Origin of the sequence: Parafilimonas sp. (genome assembly GCF_047606085.1) — a bacterium.
GTDB lineage: Bacteria > Bacteroidota > Bacteroidia > Chitinophagales > Chitinophagaceae > Parafilimonas.
In genome coordinates this window covers 1-18,377 of sequence record NZ_JASGEX010000010.1, presented here as the reverse complement: position 1 = coordinate 18,377, position 18,377 = coordinate 1, and the positions used below count along the sequence as shown (strand labels likewise).

The following is an 18,377-nucleotide window of genomic DNA, read 5'->3' as shown; positions in this document are numbered from 1 at the left end:
GCCTTATAAGAAACCAGACCCCGGCACGACGTTTTAATAAAATGTGAAAAAATGCACGTTGCCGCTCTCTGCTATTTCAGGCAGCAGGAAACAACAGGCCAAACCCTCCTGTGTAAAGAGCAGGCTCAAACCAGTTTGAAGTTACATTTGCAAAAATGCCTTAACAATGAAACGCCCATGTAAAATGTATTTTTCACACAGGAGAATGCCTGCCGGCGAGGCAGGTACATCAGGGCGTTCCATGAGGCCATTAAAAAAACAAACCTGCACGAATGAAACTGAAACCAGCCGCCGCCTTGTTTTTCCTGCTTGTTATAGCCGCCTGCAACAATAAGCCTGCCGGCGATAAAACGGAAGCGCCCAAAACCGGCGATAGTAAAAATCCTGACTCGTTCAACGCAGTATTCGACAGCATGCTTACCGCTTACGACAGCCTGCGCACTGCTTTCATTAACTGGGATACCGTTGCTGCCGATAAATATGCCGCCGCTTTGCAACTGTGTTTAATAAGCGTTCCGTATGAGCAATTGCATGAGGAAGATGCAGCCACCAGGGCAACCAGCATTGCCCAAAATGCCGCCGATGCGCTGCAAACTTTAATAAATATTGATTCCATCAACAATAAGCGCCGCTTTTTTTATACGGCTTCTGAAAGTATTTATCACCTTGTAAAGACTACGGGTTACGATAAAACCGTTATTTATCATATAAAATGCCCCATGGCTTTTGATGGCAACCGGGAAGGCTGGTGGATATCAAAAGTTAATACAATAGATAATCCTTATCTGGGCAAATTTCATCCCACATACAAAAGCGCCATGCTGGAATGTGGCATTATTGAAGATTCAATTAATAATATGCAATGAAGTATGTGCCGGGTACATTCATTCTTATCTTGCTTATTCATGCTTCGCAGCTTTTTGCGCAGCAAAAATTTACATGGAAAGGATATGTGAAAGATTCTCTCACCGGCGAAACCCTTATTAACGCCAGCATACTGATAAATAATGAAACCCGTGGCGTAAGCACCAATCAGTACGGTTATTTTTCCCTCACTTTACCGGCCGGTAATTACACACTCCTCTTTTCTTATGTTGGTTATTCGCCTAAAATTATCAATGCAGCGTTTAATAAAAATATATCGGGCGATATATTGCTGCTGCCTGCCGCTGCCACCATGCAGGATGTGGTGGTAACTGCGGCTACGCAGAAAAGGCTCAGCAATGTTAAGAGCGCACAGATGGGGCAGGTGGATTTAAGCATCAATACGGTAAAATCCCTGCCTTCTTTTATGGGCGAAACCGACATTCTTAAAACATTGCAGCTTTTGCCCGGCGTGCGCAATGCCGGCGAAGGCAACAGTGGCTTTTATGTACGTGGTGGCGGCCCCGACCAAAACTTAATATTGCTGGATGAAGCCGTTGTTTACAACAGCGGCCACCTGTTTGGCTTTTTTTCTGTGTTTAATTCCGATGCAGTAAAGAACCTTACCTTAATTAAGGGGGGCATGCCCGCACAATATGGCGGGCGCCTGTCGTCTGTAATTGATATTGCCATGAAAGAAGGCAATGTAAATAAAACCCAGGTGGACGCAGGCCTCGGCCTCATTGCTTCAAGGTTGTCTGTGCAGGGGCCCATTATTAAAAACAAGGCTTCTTACATTATTTCTGCCAGGAGAACCTATATTGATGCGCTCATGAAGCCATTCATTAAAAAAAGCAGCAGTTTCTATGGATCGGGTTATTATTTCTATGATCTGAATGCCAAGGTGAACTATAAAATTTCTAACAACGACCATCTTTATCTGAGCGGTTATTTCGGAAGGGATAAATTTATATTCAATAATGCCCGCCATTCCTTCAGCACCTCCATTCCATGGGGCAATTCAACCGCCACTTTTCGCTGGAACCACAGCTTCAGCAAGAAAGTATTTTCCAATCTTTCTCTTATTTACAATGATTACAAGTTTGATTTCACGGGCCGGCAAGATGATTTTACAATAGGCTATTCTTCCGGCATTAAAGACCGGGGCGCCAAGCTGGATGTGGATTATTTTACTTCCACATCGCACAAAATAAAATTTGGCGGCCAATACACGTACCATGTATTCTATCCCGGCGTGGCAAGCGGCTACCAGGATTCCGTTATTTTTACGCCGGCCAACACGCAAAAAAAGTATGCTTATGAGTATGGCATTTATGTACAGGATGACTGGGACGTCTCAAAACACATTAAAATAAATTATGGCCTGCGATTCAGCGCTTTTCAGCAGGCAGGCCCCTATACCATTTATAAAACGGACGCCGATGGCAATAAACTCGACAGTACCGTTTTTCATTTTGGCCAGATTATAAAGACTTATGGCGGGTTTGAGCCGAGGATCACCATCCGTTACGGGCTTAATAACAACAGCTCCATAAAAGCTTCGGTAACGCGGAACCTCCAATACATACATCTTGTAAACAATGCCGGCACCACACTGCCAACAGATATCTGGGTGCCTTCCACTTACCGGGTGCAGCCGCAGGACGGCATTTTATATGCTGCCGGCTATTTCAGGAATTTTGCAGGCAATATGTTTGAAACATCTCTGGAGCTTTATTACAAAACCATGAAGCACCAGATAGAATATGAGGAAGGATATACCCCCAGTTTAGAAGACCCGGAGAAGAGCTTCGTGTTTGGAAAAGGCTGGAGCTATGGCAGCGAGCTTTTTATTAATAAAGTAAAGGGAAAGCTCACCGGGTGGCTGGGTTATACGCTGTCCTGGACGTGGCGCCGTTTCCCGGCATTGAATAATGGCAATAAATATCCCGGTAAATATGACCGCCGCCACGATCTTTCCCTGGTTGGCATGTATGAATTATCTCCCAGATGGAAGCTTTCTTCCACTTTTATTTTTGGCACCGGCAATGCCATTTCCCTGCCCGAGCGTTTTTATTTTATTAACGGCACGCTCACGCAGGAATACAGCTCCATTAACGCCTACCGCATGAAACCTTACCACCGCCTCGACCTGGGCGCCACTTATACGCCCAAACCTAAGAAACCAAGGAAATATATAAGCAGTTGGGTATTCAGCATATACAATGTGTACAGCCGCCAGAACCCGTATTTTTATTATTTTAACCAGGATGGCTCTCTTGCAGACGGCAATTTAAAAATAACTGCCAAACAGGTTTCCCTGTTCCCTATTATTCCAGCCGTTACCTGGAATGTGCACTTCTGATAAGCGTATTGGTATGCTACCGCTAAATTTTAAGAAGGTTTTGCAATTAAAACAAATTTTTCTGGCAAATTATATTACCTTTGCCGACTTATGTTTTTTGGAACATCGAACCGTCTTTCACTTTTCATATTTACATCATTGCAAAAACATTCATGTTATTCATTATAGCTGGGATAATGTTATGCTGCACAAGTGTTGCGACGCAACCGTGATGCCATGAAATGCCAAAGCCGGTAACCCAAATTCAAAAAACAAATAATCAGAAAAATTGAAATTTCAATATGGCTATCAAAAAAGAAAATCGTCCCAAAGCCAATTTTTCAAAAATAACTATTGGCCTTGCCTCTCCCGATAGTATTTTGGAACGCAGCTTTGGTGAAGTTCTAAAACCTGAAACGATCAATTACCGCACCTACAAGCCAGAGCGCGACGGTTTGTTTTGCGAGCGCATTTTCGGTCCTGTAAAAGATTACGAATGCGCCTGCGGCAAGTATAAGCGGATCAGGTATAAAGGCATTGTTTGCGACCGTTGCGGCGTAGAGGTAACTGAAAAAAAGGTACGCCGTGAAAGAATGGGGCATATTAAGCTGGTAGTACCGGTGGTGCACATCTGGTACTTCAAAAGCCTTCCCAACAAGATCGGCTATTTATTGGGCGTAAGCTCTAAAAAGCTGGAAACCATTGTGTATTATGAAAGGTATGCCGTTATTCAGCCGGGTATTCGGGAAGATAAAGGGTTGCAAACGGGCGACCTTTTAACGGAAGAAGAATACCTTGATATTATTGATAACCTTCCAAAGGATAATCAATACCTGCCGGATGAAGATCCGCAGAAATTCATCGCCAAGATGGGTGCAGAAGCCGTGCATGACCTGCTGGCCCGCATCAACCTGGATGAGCTCAGCTATACTTTAAGAAATGCTGCGGCCAACGAAACTTCACAGCAACGTAAAGCCGATGCCTTAAAACGCCTGAGTGTGGTGGAAGCCTTCCGCGATGCCAGCACCAGGATCAGTAACCACCCTGAATGGATGGTAATGCAATACATACCGGTTATTCCGCCGGAATTAAGGCCATTGGTTCCCCTGGATGGCGGCCGTTTTGCCTCTTCTGACCTGAATGATCTTTACCGCCGTGTTATCATTCGTAACAACCGCCTGAAGCGTTTGCTGGAAATTAAAGCGCCTGAAGTGATCTTACGCAATGAAAAACGTATGCTGCAGGAAGCGGTTGACAGTTTATTCGATAACAGCCGTAAATCCAATGCGGTGAAAGCTGAAGGCGGCCGTGCTTTGAAATCTTTAAGCGATGTGCTGAAAGGTAAACAGGGTCGTTTCCGCCAGAACCTGCTGGGTAAACGTGTTGACTATTCCGGCCGTTCTGTTATCGTGGTTGGCCCTGAGCTGAAAATGCACGAGTGCGGTTTGCCAAAAGATATGGCTGCAGAATTGTTTAAGCCATTTATCATCAGGAAATTAATTGAAAGAGGTATCGTAAAAACAGTAAAATCTGCCAAGAAATTAGTTGACAGAAAAGATGCTGTTGTTTGGGATATTCTCGAAAATATATTGAAAGGGCACCCGGTTATGCTTAACCGCGCCCCCACGCTGCACCGTTTATCCATCCAGGCGTTCCAGCCTAAACTGGTAGAAGGTAAAGCTATACAATTGCACCCGTTGGTAACCACAGCGTTCAACGCTGACTTTGATGGTGACCAGATGGCGGTGCACGTTCCGCTGAGCAATGCAGCCATTCTGGAAGCGCAGTTATTAATGTTGTCTTCGCACAACATTCTTAACCCGCAAAATGGCACGCCAATCACGCTTCCTTCACAAGACATGGTATTGGGCCTTTACTACATTACAAAGGGCAAAAAAGGCACGCCGGAAGAACCTGTAAAGGGCGAAGGCAAATCTTTCTACAGCCTGGAAGAAGTAATGATAGCTTACAATGAAGGCAAGGTTGATTTGCATGCGCATATTAAAGTGCGTGCAGATGTGCGTGAGAAGAGCGGTGAAATAGTGAAGAAACTAATTGAAACAACCGTTGGCCGCGTCATGTTCAACCAGTTTGTACCGCAAAAAGTAGGTTACATTAACGCATTGCTTACGAAGAAAAACCTTCGGGAGATTATCGGCGATATCATCAAGATCACTGACGTTCCGCAGTCGGCTAAGTTTTTGGATGATATTAAAACCCTTGGTTTCCGCATGGCCTTCCGCGGTGGCTTAAGCTTCAGCGTAAACGATTTGATTGTTCCTGATGTAAGGAATGAAATGATTGAGAATGCAAAATCTGAAGTGGAAGACATACGCGAAAGCTATAACATGGGCCTCATCACCAATAATGAAAGGTATAACCAGGTTATTGACATCTGGGGCCGTGTGGATATGCGCATCACAGAATCTTTGATTCATGAAATGGCGCGTGATAAGCACGGTTTCAATTCCGTTTACATGATGCTTGACTCCGGCGCCCGTGGTTCTAAAACACAGGTAAAGCAGTTGGTGGGCATTCGCGGGCTGATGGCAAAGCCAAGAAAAAGCGGTTCAAGCGGTTCCGAAGTAATCGAAAACCCGATCCTCTCTAACTTTAAAGGCGGGCTGAATGTGTTGGATTACTTTATCTCTACGCACGGCGCCCGTAAAGGTTTGGCCGATACCGCCCTGAAAACAGCGGATGCCGGTTACTTAACCCGCCGTTTGGTTGACGTGGCGCAGGATGTGGTGATATCTGAAGAAGATTGCGGCACCTTGCGTGGCATTGCCACTTCTGCATTAAAAGATAATGAAGACATCATTGAATCTTTGGCTGACCGCATACAGGGCCGTACTTCATTGCATGATGTTTACGATCCGCATACAGATGAGCTGATTATTAAAGCTGGCGAAGAAATTTCCCAGGATGTTGCCAAACAAATTGATGAATCGGGCATTGAAAGCGTGGAAATACGTTCTGTATTAACCTGCGAAAGCAAACGCGGAGTATGCGTGAAATGCTATGGTAAAAACCTGGCTACCGGCTACCTCGCACAGCGTGGTGATGCCGTAGGTATCATTGCCGCCCAGTCAATCGGGGAGCCTGGCACACAGCTTACTTTGCGTACCTTCCACGTAGGTGGTGTTGCAGGCGGCGCTTCCATTGAATCTGCATTAACTGCCAAATTTGATGGTACCATACACTTCGACGGTTTGCGCACTGTTCAGGCAGTAAACAATGAAGGCAATAAAATTCATGTTGTAATCGGCCGTACCGGCGAGGTTCGTATCATGGATCTGAAAAACGATCGTCTCCTTATCACCAATAATATTCCTTACGGTTCTGTGCTTGCTGTAAAAGACGGGCAGGCAGTGAAGAAAGGCGATACTATATGTACATGGGATCCGTTCAACAACGTTGTTGTTGCCGAAATACCCGGTACAGTTAAGTTTGAGAACGTATTGGAAGGCATTACCTACCGCGAAGAAGCCGATGAACAAACAGGCCATCGCGATAAAGTGGTTATAGAAACAAAAGATAAAACCAAGATACCTTCAATAATAGTAGAAGGCGCCAAAGACACAAAATCGTACAACCTGCCTGTAGGCAGCCGTTTGATCCTTGAGGAAGGCGATGCGGTAGCTGCGGGCGATGTAATTGTAAAAATCCCGAGAACACTCCGCAAATCAGGCGATATAACCGGGGGCCTTCCCCGTGTAACGGAATTGTTTGAAGCAAGAAACCCAAGCAATCCTGCTATTGTTTCTGAAATTGACGGGGTGGTTACTTTTGGCAATGTAAAGCGTGGTAACCGCGAGATCATTGTTGAAGCAAGGGACGGTATCATAAAAAAATACCTCGTTCCGCTTACAAGGCAGATATTGGTTCAGGATGGCGACTTCGTAAAAGCAGGAACGCCGTTGAGTGACGGCCAGGTAGCGCCTGCCGACATTCTTGCCATTAAAGGGCCTTTTGCCGTTCAGGAATACGTGGTAAATGAAATTCAGGAAGTTTACCGCCTGCAGGGCGTGCGCATAAACGACAAGCACATTGAAGTGATCGTGCGCCAGATGATGAAGAAAATTGAAATTGTGGATGCCGGCGACAGCAAATTCCTGGAGGAAGACCTGGAAGACAGGTTTGATTTTATTGAAGAAAACGACCGCCTGTTTGAAAAGAAAGTGGTTACAGAACCAGGCGAAAGCGCCAGGCTGCGTTCCGGCCAGATTATCTCACTGCGTGAGTTAAGGGAAGAAAACTCTGTTTTGCGCCGCGCTGATAAAAAGCTGGTTGAAGTAAGGGATGCAGAACCTGCCACCGCAAGACCGGTTCTTCTGGGTATTACCAAAGCTTCGCTGGGCGTGCAAAGCTGGATTTCAGCCGCATCATTCCAGGAAACAACCAAGGTACTAAGCTCTGCCGCCATAAACGGCAAGAGCGATGATATGCTCGGCTTGAAAGAAAACGTAATTACCGGCCACTTAATTCCTGCGGGCAGTGGCTTGCGTGAGTTTGAAAATATGATTGTAGGCAGCAGGGAAGAATATGAATTGCTTACCACCACACGTGAAGCCATGAATTTTGACGATGAAGAGTAGTTTTTAAAAACAATAAAACAAAAAGCAGGGAGCGAAAGTTTCCTGCTTTTTTATTTTAGTCCAGTCAGAAAGGATTAAAGGATTTGAATGCAATTCCAAAATGTCATCTATCAGAATGGCCATCAAAGGGTGTATCGCACGGAGGGCACAAAGCCAACAGAGGCGATTATCTCTCTGTTATCTCCTTTGCTCTGTGCGCTATGCTATTACTGCACTTTTCTCAGCAAAACAATATAAGTGGGAAAATGATCACTGTAGCCACCGCGAAAAACATTGCCATCCCATGTGCGCATCGGGTAGCCTTTATACTTACCCGTATTTTCAACCATAAATTCTTTATTGAAAATATGCGGCTGGTAAAAGAAATAACCTTCCTGGTTTTTATCAAGCCAGGCATAGCTTATAATGATCTGGTCAAACAAGCCCCATGCATCCTGGTAGGCCAGCGTGCCAATTCCTTTTTTATATAAATCAATCCAGGGATTATATAAACCGCCCGGTTTTACATCTTCCATTTTTCCTTTAGCGCCAAGAATTTTGGTAACACTTGCATTTATGGGGTCATCATTCAGATCACCCATAACAATGATCTTCGCATTGGGCTTATACTTTTCAATCGAATCAATAAAACGCTTATTAACCTGCGCAGCAGCAAAACGCCCGGAAGCGCTGCGTTGCTCGCCTCCTACCCTGCTTGGCCAGTGATTAACAAATACATAAACCGTGTCGCCATTTAAAACACCTTTCACCCATAAAATATCTCTTGTAAAAGCGCTTGTTTTGGCGCCCTCCGGCAAGGGCACAAATAATTTTTTACTGCTGATAACGGTGAAATATGCAGGGTTATATAAAAGCGCAACATCTACACCGCGAATATCCCTTGAATCATAATGCACCATACCATAATTGCGTTCTTTTAATAAGGGATGATGAATAAGATCGTTCAATACCGTATCATTTTCAATTTCTGCAACGCCGATAAAAGCAATGCCATCAGGATTGATATCCGTACCTATCTGCGAGATAACCGTTGCAAGGTGCTGCACCTTTTCCTGATATACTTTACCGTTATAGTTTTTAACGCCGGCAGGCAAAAAATCTTCATCATTTGTGTTTGGGTTATCAACTGTATCGTAAAAATTTTCAAGATTATAAAAAGCAATAATGGCCGGCGTATATTGCTGTTTTTGTGAGAATAAATTTACAGCAAATAGCAGCGCGCTTAATAACAGGGTGGTTTTCATTGCCGGAAAAAATATTTTGCTATGCTTAAATGTAAAGCTTTCAGGCCAATAACTTATTAAACCTTCAATGAAAAAACTTTACGGTGAAAAGTTCCGGCAGCCATAATGTATGGCTGCCTATGAATGCAGCCGGTTAAAAAGTCTCAAAATCATACTTTCCGCAACAAACCGGCCATTAAATTATTTCCTGTTTTAAAAGTAAACCGTTAAATTAGTTGTCCTTAATTAACTAGCCCTATGCAAACATCATTGCTAACTGCAGTTTTTCTTGCCATCGCGCTATATGGTTTTTGCCAGCAAAATACCATCGAAAACAATATTACAAACCCAAACACAGAAACAGATTCATCCTTTATAGGCGAATGGAAAGATAATGCTGCCGATAATATCCCAATCATTACGCTTGATGATAATGACCTGGGTGAGGCCAGCGCTCAGAACATATCATCTTTGCTCACCGCCGGCCACGACCCATTTTATAATGCGGCTACATTCAATTTCAGCGTGGCAAGGTTTCGCATACGCGGCTACAATGCCGATAATTCGGCCACGTATATAAATGGCGTTCCAATGGATAACCTTGATAACGGCTATACCCCTTATGGTTTATGGGGAGGATTGAATGATGTGTTCCGCAACCGCGACATCAACTTCGGCATACGCTACAACACATTTGCTTTTGGCGATATAGGTAATTCAACCCATATTGATGTGCGCGCCAGCAAGCAAAGAACGCAAACCGGCATAGGTTATGCCTTGTCAAACAGAAGCTATGACCACCGCATCATTTTTACACACAGCACGGGATTGAATAAACAAGGCTGGGCATTTACAGTTTCAGGAAGCTGGCGCTATGCGGATGAAGGCTATGCGCCCGGCACTTATTTTAATGGCTATAGCTGGTTTGCTGCGGTTGATAAAAAATTAGGCCAAAAACAAATATTATCGTTTGTTGCTTTTGCTGCTCCCACAGAAAGTGGCAGGCAAAGCGCTTCTACACAGGAAATGACCGGCATTGCAGGCACGCATTATTATAACCCATTGTGGGGTTATCAAAACGGCAGGAAAAGAAATGCCGGTATCAGCCAATCAAACCAACCGGTTATTTTGCTTACACACGATTTTCGCATCACCAACAAAACAAATATTACAACTTCACTTGGCTATATATCCGGCAAACGCTTGTATTCAGCGCTTGACTGGTATAATGCGCCCGACCCCCGGCCTGATTATTACCGCTACCTGCCTTCTTATTATAAGGATGATGCTTACCAGCAGCAACAGGTATATGATAACCTGAAAAATAATGAGGCGGCAAGGCAGATAAACTGGGACAATTTATACAACATTAACCGTTATAATACTGCGGCCATTAATAATGCAAACGGCGTTGAAGGCAATACGGTAACCGGCAACCGTTCCTATTACATACTGGGAGAAAGGGTAACCAATAGCAGGCGCATTATCTTCAATTCCGTTTTAAATGCGCACATAAGCGATCATATTGATTTTACGGCAGGTGAAAGCTATCAGTCAACCAACAACAATTATTTCCAGCGCATAAAAGATTTACTGGGCGGCAGTTTCTGGGTTGATGTAAACCAGTTTGCACAAAGGGAATTTCCGACGGATAATACTGCTTATCAAAACGATTTAAACCATCCCAGCCGTATTGTAAAAACGGGTGGTAAATATGGTTACGATTACAATATTAAAACTGATAAGATAGCTGCCTGGTCGCAATTCGTTTTCAGGTTTCCGCATATTGATTTCTTTATTGCCGGCGAAGGTTCGCAAACCATTTTCAGAAGAATTGGTAATGTTAGGAATGGTTTGTTCCCGAATAACTCTTATGGAAAATCTGCACCCAATCTTTTTTACAATTATGCTGTTAAAGGTGGAATCACGTATAAAATCAATGGAAGGAATTATTTATCCATAAGCAGCGCTTTGCTAACCCGGGCGCCTTATTTTGAAGATGCTTACGTTTCACCAAGAACAAGGGATTTTGTGCAGGATAGCTTGCGCAGTGAAAATATTCAAACGCTTGAAGGCGGCTATATTTTAAACGCACCCAAGCTTAAAATTCATTTAATTGGGTATTACACACAAATGAAGCACGCTTTTAATGTGCTTACTTTTTATCACGACGAATACCGGGATTTTGTAAACTATGCTTTAAGCCACATTGATAAATTATATTTTGGAGGAGAGTTTGGATTTGAAGCGAATATTGCCCGCAATATAACGATTAGCGGCGCCGCTGCCGTGGGAAGATATTATTACAACAGCCGCCAGCAGGCCATAACAACAGTTGATAATACAGCAACCATCTTAAATAAAGAAACAGTTTATTCGAATAATTACCGCATCCCATCAACGCCACAGAATGCTTATAGCTTTACCGTTACGTATCGTTCTCCAAAATTCTGGATCATCAGCTTAACCGGCAATTATTTTGATTATATGTGGCTTGATTTTAATCCCGTGCGCAGAACGGCATTAGCAACCGAAAATTTAGACCCCAAAAGTGATCTGTTTCATGCAGTGATTGATCAGCAACGTTTAGATGCACAATATACTATTGATGTATTTGCAGGTTATTCGTGGAAGATACCACACACCTACATTGGTTCAGGTTTTCATAAGAAACCACTGTATCTGGCTATGTATGCAGGCATCAGCAATATGCTCAACAACAGGGATATTATTTCAGGTGGCTATGAACAATTGCGTTACGATTACACAACATCAGACATCAATAAATTTCCGCCCAAATATTATTACGCTTATGGATTAAATTATTTCGCAAGTATTGCCTTACGTTTTTAAACCGCCTAAAACACTTCGTATGAAAACATCAGCCTTGATTATCTGTTCCGCCTTTGCCTTTGCAATTATTTCCTGCAACAAGAAATTTGATGAACCGCCGGCTTACCTGCCGCCTGATCTTACACCCACATTAACGATTGCCCAATTGAAAGCTATGCATACAACCGGCAGTTATGAAACCATTTCAACAGATGATATAATTGAAGGCATTGTTATTGCCAATGATTCGTCCGGCAATTTTTATAAGCAGATCATTATTGAAGACTCAACAGCGGGCATTGCCATCAATATTGATGATTATAATCTATACACTTCCTATCCGGTTGGCAGAAATGTTTATGTAAAATTGAATGGCCTTATATTATACGATGATAACAGGCTTATTGAAATTGGCGCAGGCAAAGATGCCAGCAACAATATAAGCGCCATTGCCGCGCCGTTAAAAAACCAATACGTAATTAAAGGCGCCAATAATATTCCCGCAACGCCAAAGATGGTTGATATAGGCGACTTGAACGACAGCTATCAAAACATGCTGATACAATTAACGAATATGGAGTTTGATGAAGCCGATACCAGTAAAACGTATGCCGATACTTCCGCCTCGCATAATGCTGTAAATTTTGTATTGAAGAATTGCAGCAATAAAAGCATCACGCTGCGCAGCAGCGGCTTTGCAAATTTTGCAGGCGCCAATGTTCCTAACGGTAATGGAGCCATCACCTGCATTTATTCTGTTTACAATACAGGCAAACAGATTTTTATACGCGATACAGGCGATGTACAGTTTAACGGCATACGCTGCAACGGCGGGCCTGCCGTTGAAACATCTATCGCCAATATCCGCAGCATGTATAAAGGCAGCGATATAAAGCTTGGCGCCTATAAAATTGGCGGTGTTGTAATATCAGATGCGGTTAATAAAAATATTGCCAATGGCAATGTGGTCTTGCAGGATGGCAATGCAGGTATTTCCGTTTACTTTGGCGGAACAATAACTTATAACACCGGCGATTCAATTGTATTGGATATAACCGGCGATTCCTTACAAAACTATAATGGCTCGCTTGAAATAAAAACGGCATCAGGCACTATAAAGCCAACGCCGGTTGCAACAGGAAGAACGGTTATCCCGCAGCAGCTTTCCATTGCACAAATCAATTCAAACTTATCAGATATTGAATTTACTTTAATAAAGATCAGCAACGCAACAGCCAGTGGCGGCGCAACCTATTCAGGCAGCAGAACATTAACAGATGCTTCCGGCAACATTACTTTATATACTGCTGCATCTGCCAGCTTTGCAAATGATAATTTGCCCACAGAAGAAAGCGACTGGATTGGCTTTGCAAAATTTTTCGGCAGTACGAAAGAGTTTACCATACGCAATACAACCGATGTAACAACAAGCGGCAGCAATAACGATAGCGATGGCATTGAATTAACAACATCGCCGGCCAATATAAACTTTGATAATATAGCAGCAGGATTACCACAGGGTGTGTTTGTAAAAACGGCTGCTTCATCCACATTCATCGGCGCTGATGGTGTTTACAGCGGCAACCAGGCTTCCTGGAGTAATACTTCATCCGGCTTTAAAAATTATGCAAGCGCAACAGGCTTAGATGCCGCAAGCAGTTCTGCAGATCAGAATGCTTCCATCAACAGGGCATTGGGTGTTAAGCAAACCAGCGCAACCGGCTTTGACCCGGGCGCCGCCTTTGTATTTGAAATAAACAATACAACGGGCAAGACAAATTTTGTATTTAGTTTTTTATTGCAATCCCTGGCAGACGGCGTTGGCCGCACTACAACCTGGCAGGTTGATTATGCTTTGGGCGATAACCCCGACACATTCATTCCTGTAACAACATCGCCATCAGCTATAATAACAGGTTCAACTTTCAGCAATACATCTGTAACTGCAAATTTTGGAAGCGCATTGAATGATAAAAATTCTAAAGTATGGATTCGTATTGTTACGCTAAGCGCTACAACCGGCAGTGGCAGCAGGGCTTCTACCGGTATTGATGACGTGGAAATAAAATGGAACTGATTAAACCTGATTTACAATAGCATTAATTTAATTGAAATTGTTATTCTTATATAGTTCCTGCAGATAGTGCGGAATATCAAAGGTAAAATCCGGCAATTTATTCAGCAGCAGCCTTTATCAAGACTGGCTCAGTCTCAAAAGACTGAGCCAGTCTATACAATCCTGTATGAATTGTATGGCGGCTTTCCAAAGTTTTCTTCGGTCAGACCGCTTCGCGGGCCGACCAGCCAGGTGTTTAAAAATACTCTGCATCATCCGGCATCATTTTTATTTTGCCGGTACTTTCATATTTACGATACTTATCAGAAATATCTTTTGATTGTTTCTGATGATTGATGTATAAATCACCCTCCTTCCATTCAATGGTATATCCCTTCTTCTGCAGCAAGCGCGTCTGTAAAATCTTTCATTTGCTGCAGCTTTGCTTTTGCCTTTTCAATGCTTTCTTTTGCATTGGCCATTGCCACATCAATCTGCTTTTGCAATTTTTCACCGTTAAACTGCGATTTAAATTCTTCACTTTTAAATTTCTCCTGCAAAGCCTGTATATCATGCTGCACTTTGGAAAAATCTGCCTTTGCAATTTGTGCTCTTGCTTTTTCAATGGAAACATCCGCATCCTGCTGAACCTTATCCCAATCTATTTTATTGATGCTTTCCTGCACCTGCTTTTGTATGGCTTCAGCATCAACAGAAGCCATTGCGTTGGCAACCTCTTTATCAACATTCACCTTTATCTCGTTCATTTGCTTGTTAAGCTTTGCCATGTTTTTATTAAGCGCTTCTACCTCCTTATCAAAATCCTTTGTTTTGCTTCCAGGCAATGTATCGGTTTTATTAATTGTTTCATCCATTTTCCTGTTAGCATAATTATACATGCAGGGATTTTCCCAGGAACAAAGCAGCAAAGCTGTTGCAGGCAGCACGAATAATCTCATTCTAAAAGTTTGCAGGAATGTCTTTTTAATATTTGTGTGGCTTTAATTAACGAAATATTTCGTACATCAAACGTACGAATATAATCGTATAATGTTAGAGCAACTCTTTTCTTTAAGAAAACTTAAACAAATGAAGCAGGCAGCAGAATGTTTATTCGGAAAGATTTGCCGCAGGCATTAAAACATGAGCATCAAAAACCTGCTCAAAATTTTTAACCAGTTTTTCTTTTATTTCATTCATATCAATTGCATAACCAAGTTCTTTTTGTATGGAAGTAACCTGCTTATCCTGTATGCCGCAAGGTGTAATAAAATTGAAATACTTCAGGTCAACATTTACATTCAGCGCAAAGCCATGCATGGTTATCCACCGGCTGCATCGAATGCCCATCGCACAAATTTTTCTTTCCTTTCCCTTAATTGCTGCATCCAGCCAAACGCCGGTTTCACCTGCGCTTCGCTCGCCTTTCAAACCATATTCACCAATAGTTAAAATAATTACTTCTTCCAGGCTGCGTAAATACCAGCCGAGATCGGTTTTATAATTATCAAGGTCTAAAATAGGGTAACCAACCAATTGCTCCGGCCCGTGAAAAGTTATATCGCCGCCCCTGTTGATATGAAAATATTCAATGCCTTTGGCTTCCAGCATTTTCTCAGTTATCAGCAGGTTTTTTTCTTTACCGTTCTTGCCCAATGTATAAACCGGGTTGTGTTCAACAAATAATAAATAATCAGGCTGGCTTAGGCTTTCCTGCTTTGCTTTTATTTTTTGCTGAAGCAATGCTTCCTGGTAATCCCAGGTTAGTTTATAAGAGCGATGCCCTAGGTCCTGCAAAATAATTTCACGCATGCTGCAAAATTACAATAAGTAGCCGGGCAACTTACTTTTGCAGCCATGAACAATGATGAAGAGATCATAAAAGAAGAACCGGCAGATGAATTATATGAGCGCAAAACCTTTAAGGTGGATGCCGGCCAGGAACCTTTGCGCATTGATAAATGGGTGCAGCAGCGCATTGAAAATGCCAGCCGCAATAAAGTGCAGCAGGCGATTGATGCTGCCTTTTTAACTGTAAACGGCAAGCCTGTAAAAAGTAATTATAAAGTAAAACCAGGCGATGATATTCTTTTAATGAGCCTGGTAAACCCTGAATATACGGAAGTTAAGGCTGAAAATATTCCGTTAAATATTGTATATGAAGATAAAGATGTGATGGTTATAAATAAGCCACCCAATATGGTTGTTCATCCGGGCGTTGGTAATTATACAGGCACCTTACTAAACGGCGTTGCCTATCATTTGCTTCAGCAAGAACCGGATTTAACAGAAGATAGCCTGCCAAGATATGGCCTTGTTCACCGCATAGATAAAAATACAACCGGGTTGATTGTACTTGCCAAAACAGCAGAAGCTGCTGCGCATTTGGCCAAACAGTTTTTTAACCATACGGTTTCGCGAAAATATATTGCCGTTGTATGGGGGAATGTAGAAAAAGATGAAGGTACGATTGTAGCACATGTTGGCCGGCATTTGCGTTATCGTAAAATGTTTGATGCTTACCCGGAAGGCGATCATGGTAAGCATGCCATTACGCATTATAAAATAATTGAGCGGTTTAATTATGTAACTGAAGTTGAGTGCAGGCTGGAAACAGGTCGCACACACCAGATTCGTGTGCACATGAAATATATCGGCCATACTTTATTTAATGATGTGGAATATGGCGGCGATAAGATTTTAAAAGGAACAATCTATACAAAGTATAAACAGTTTGTAGAGAATTGTTTTGAGGTTTGTCCGCGTGTTGCTTTGCACGCTGCCACGCTGGGCTTTGTTCATCCCAGAACAAATAAGGAATTATTTTTTGAAGCGCCTTTGCCTGATGATATGCGGCTGCTGATTGAGAAATGGAGAAGCTACGCCGGTAACAAAAGCTTACACTGAAATTTTTGTTGAGCCGATTTTTTTAGCAATATCCTGTAAAGCAAAATTAAGCGTATTCACATCTTCCGGTTTCAATTTACCTGGTTTGCCGTTTACAAAATTTCCATTGATTCGTGCATATAACCATTGGCTTGTCTTGTTAAAATAATTTTTCGCAATGTAAGACAGTGAAACAATTTCTGAAACTTCGGCTAATTGCAGCTTTAGTGATGTTTCCTGAATAAATTCATCCAGGTGCATTGTAAGCTCATTCATTTCTTTTCTGATAAACTTATCAATAACGACCTTATCCTTTTGAGAAGGAAAATTCTTTTTAATAATGGCCAGTTGCTTATCAAAACTTTTACCAGGCTTACCAATATATTTTTTTAATTTTTCAAGTTCCGTTTTCAGTTCCATAATTCAATTTTACTTTTTAAATAAATGCTGCAGATTGGTTATGGTTAGCTTAATTACTTTTACCTTTTTGTTTTTCAATCGCATCTTTAATTTTTTGCAGCGTGCTTAATCTGTCAAGCAGAAAATTTATTTCCTTTTCATAACTCCTTCCGGTGAATTCCGTCATTTTATTAAGCTGATTTATGGTATGCTTTACCTGCGCTATTTCAAGAATTACGCTCTTTAAAATCTCATTCATCTGCTTAGGCTGACAAAGCGAAATTACATTTTTGTAATTAAACTATTCCGGAATTTTTAAAAATATCCGGTATATAACTGCTGTCTTTACCCGATGATAACCGTTTGTTAGCGCAGGAGTGGCAAAAGTATAATAATGGCTGATGCTCTGTTCTGTGCTTAAATTTTACCTGCCTATCGTTTTATTATTGATGTGTGACAGAAATTGCTGGCGGTAGGTCTCGCCCAGCATAATATCTGCCTTTATGTTTTTCAATACAATTTTATTGCCTTCTGACATCGGGGATGCAGGAAGCAAAAATTTTCTGATCAAGAATAAACAGGGAGAAGATATCTCAGCTACTTCTCATTCAGCCGCTTCAAATATTCATAAATATCTTTCCAGTTGGTGGTTTCAAGCGCCAATGCTGTTGCACGCAGCACTTCAACGGTGTCGGTTATTTCTTTCATGCCAAGGCCTTCATTGCGGTGTATCCAGATGCATTTGCAGCCGAGGTTTTTGGCTAACTGCACATCGGTTATCCTGTCGCCAATCACCAGAGAGTTCGGCACATCATAGCCGGGATCATCCAGGTAATGCTTCACCAGACCGATACGTGGTTTGCGGTTGGGCGATTTTTCATGCTTAAAAGATGGATCGAAATATACGGCGCTGAAATTGATGTTTTCATTTTCAAAAGCCTTCATTATAAAATCCTGTATAGGCTGAAAATGGCTGTATGGGAATGAAGGCGTGCCCAGCCCGTCCTGGTTGCTTACAATTACCAGTTCATAGTCGAGTTCCGTTGCAATCAGGTTAAGGTATTTAAATACATGCGGAAAAAATTCAAGTTTATCCCAACTGTCAATGTTGCCGCCTTTGGGTTCAATAATCAATGTGCCATCGCGGTCAATAAATAAAAGTTTCTTTGCCATAG

Annotated in this window: 13 protein-coding genes; 6 read left to right on the top strand and 7 right to left on the bottom strand. The window is 42.3% G+C overall.

The features are described from left to right. Nucleotides 1–272: 272 nt before the first annotated feature. From QM629_RS01045 to rpoC, 3 genes are all read left to right on the top strand, one after another. The gene (locus QM629_RS01045) at nucleotides 273–866 is read left to right on the top strand and encodes a DUF3347 domain-containing protein (RefSeq protein ID WP_415156290.1); all 594 of its coding nucleotides are present in this window, start codon (nucleotides 273–275) and stop codon (nucleotides 864–866) included. Further along, on the top strand, nucleotides 863–3,229 hold the full coding sequence (locus tag QM629_RS01040) for a TonB-dependent receptor (protein ID WP_415156288.1): 2,367 nt from the start codon (nucleotides 863–865) through the stop codon (nucleotides 3,227–3,229). Before QM629_RS01045 ends, QM629_RS01040 begins: the two co-directional genes overlap by 4 nt. A 281-nt stretch (nucleotides 3,230–3,510) precedes the next feature. Continuing rightward, nucleotides 3,511–7,806, top strand: a complete 4,296-nt coding sequence (gene rpoC, locus QM629_RS01035; RefSeq protein WP_415156286.1) for a DNA-directed RNA polymerase subunit beta' — start codon at nucleotides 3,511–3,513, stop codon at nucleotides 7,804–7,806. A gap of 206 nt (nucleotides 7,807–8,012) precedes the next feature. Here rpoC and QM629_RS01030 read toward each other — a convergent pair whose 3' ends face one another. After that, a complete protein-coding gene (locus QM629_RS01030; protein WP_415156284.1) occupies nucleotides 8,013–9,050 on the bottom strand; it encodes an endonuclease/exonuclease/phosphatase in 1,038 nt (345 codons plus the stop codon). Between the two features lie 237 nt (nucleotides 9,051–9,287). Here QM629_RS01030 and QM629_RS01025 point away from each other — a divergent pair, with 237 nt between their 5' ends. Together QM629_RS01025 and QM629_RS01020 are read left to right on the top strand one after the other, a co-directional pair. Then, nucleotides 9,288–11,882: a TonB-dependent receptor gene (locus tag QM629_RS01025; RefSeq protein ID WP_415156282.1), complete on the top strand. Its 2,595-nt coding sequence runs from the start codon at nucleotides 9,288–9,290 to the stop codon at nucleotides 11,880–11,882. A gap of 19 nt (nucleotides 11,883–11,901) precedes the next feature. Continuing rightward, complete coding sequence (locus QM629_RS01020) at nucleotides 11,902–13,938, top strand: DUF5689 domain-containing protein (RefSeq protein ID WP_415156280.1); 2,037 nt, start codon at nucleotides 11,902–11,904, stop codon at nucleotides 13,936–13,938. Between the two features lie 235 nt (nucleotides 13,939–14,173). On the opposite strand, the gene QM629_RS01015 is transcribed toward QM629_RS01020, so the two are convergent. The 3 genes from QM629_RS01015 to lipB form a co-directional block, all read right to left on the bottom strand. After that, on the bottom strand, nucleotides 14,174–14,326 hold the full coding sequence (locus QM629_RS01015; RefSeq protein ID WP_415156278.1) for a hypothetical protein: 153 nt from the start codon (nucleotides 14,324–14,326) through the stop codon (nucleotides 14,174–14,176). Beyond that, nucleotides 14,298–14,876: a hypothetical protein gene (locus QM629_RS01010; RefSeq protein WP_415156276.1), complete on the bottom strand. Its 579-nt coding sequence runs from the start codon at nucleotides 14,874–14,876 to the stop codon at nucleotides 14,298–14,300. Before QM629_RS01010 ends, QM629_RS01015 begins: the two co-directional genes overlap by 29 nt. Before the next feature lie 151 nt (nucleotides 14,877–15,027). Further along, nucleotides 15,028–15,729, bottom strand: coding sequence for a lipoyl(octanoyl) transferase LipB (gene lipB / locus QM629_RS01005; protein WP_415156274.1), 702 nt, complete (start codon nucleotides 15,727–15,729; stop codon nucleotides 15,028–15,030). A gap of 45 nt (nucleotides 15,730–15,774) precedes the next feature. On the opposite strand from lipB, the gene QM629_RS01000 reads away from it, so the two are divergent. Further along, on the top strand, nucleotides 15,775–16,824 hold the full coding sequence (locus QM629_RS01000) for an RluA family pseudouridine synthase (RefSeq protein WP_415156272.1): 1,050 nt from the start codon (nucleotides 15,775–15,777) through the stop codon (nucleotides 16,822–16,824). Here the strand turns inward: QM629_RS01000 and QM629_RS00995 are convergent. From QM629_RS00995 to hisB, 3 genes are all read right to left on the bottom strand, one after another. Next, nucleotides 16,816–17,223, bottom strand: coding sequence for a DUF5053 domain-containing protein (locus tag QM629_RS00995; protein ID WP_415156270.1), 408 nt, complete (start codon nucleotides 17,221–17,223; stop codon nucleotides 16,816–16,818). The two genes, QM629_RS01000 and QM629_RS00995, sit on opposite strands and share 9 nt — an antisense overlap. 49 nt (nucleotides 17,224–17,272) lie before the next feature. Next, on the bottom strand, nucleotides 17,273–17,461 hold the full coding sequence (locus QM629_RS00990; protein ID WP_415156268.1) for a hypothetical protein: 189 nt from the start codon (nucleotides 17,459–17,461) through the stop codon (nucleotides 17,273–17,275). 338 nt (nucleotides 17,462–17,799) lie between these two features. Then, nucleotides 17,800–18,377: histidinol-phosphatase (gene hisB, locus QM629_RS00985; protein WP_415156266.1), on the bottom strand; the 578-nt coding region annotated here is incomplete at its 5' end.

Bases quoted from the DNA above. Each gene is read 5' to 3' on its own strand.
- QM629_RS01045 (WP_415156290.1), top strand. From the start codon at position 273: ATGAAACTGAAACCAGCCGCCGCCTTGTTTTTCCTGCTTGTTATAGCC.
- QM629_RS01040 (WP_415156288.1), top strand. From the start codon at position 863: ATGAAGTATGTGCCGGGTACATTCATTCTTATCTTGCTTATTCATGCT.
- rpoC (WP_415156286.1), top strand. From the start codon at position 3,511: ATGGCTATCAAAAAAGAAAATCGTCCCAAAGCCAATTTTTCAAAAATA.
- QM629_RS01030 (WP_415156284.1), bottom strand. From the start codon at position 9,050: ATGAAAACCACCCTGTTATTAAGCGCGCTGCTATTTGCTGTAAATTTA.
- QM629_RS01025 (WP_415156282.1), top strand. From the start codon at position 9,288: ATGCAAACATCATTGCTAACTGCAGTTTTTCTTGCCATCGCGCTATAT.
- QM629_RS01020 (WP_415156280.1), top strand. From the start codon at position 11,902: ATGAAAACATCAGCCTTGATTATCTGTTCCGCCTTTGCCTTTGCAATT.
- QM629_RS01010 (WP_415156276.1), bottom strand. From the start codon at position 14,876: ATGAGATTATTCGTGCTGCCTGCAACAGCTTTGCTGCTTTGTTCCTGG.
- lipB (WP_415156274.1), bottom strand. From the start codon at position 15,729: ATGCGTGAAATTATTTTGCAGGACCTAGGGCATCGCTCTTATAAACTA.
- QM629_RS01000 (WP_415156272.1), top strand. From the start codon at position 15,775: ATGAACAATGATGAAGAGATCATAAAAGAAGAACCGGCAGATGAATTA.
- QM629_RS00995 (WP_415156270.1), bottom strand. From the start codon at position 17,223: ATGGAACTGAAAACGGAACTTGAAAAATTAAAAAAATATATTGGTAAG.
- QM629_RS00990 (WP_415156268.1), bottom strand. From the start codon at position 17,461: ATGAATGAGATTTTAAAGAGCGTAATTCTTGAAATAGCGCAGGTAAAG.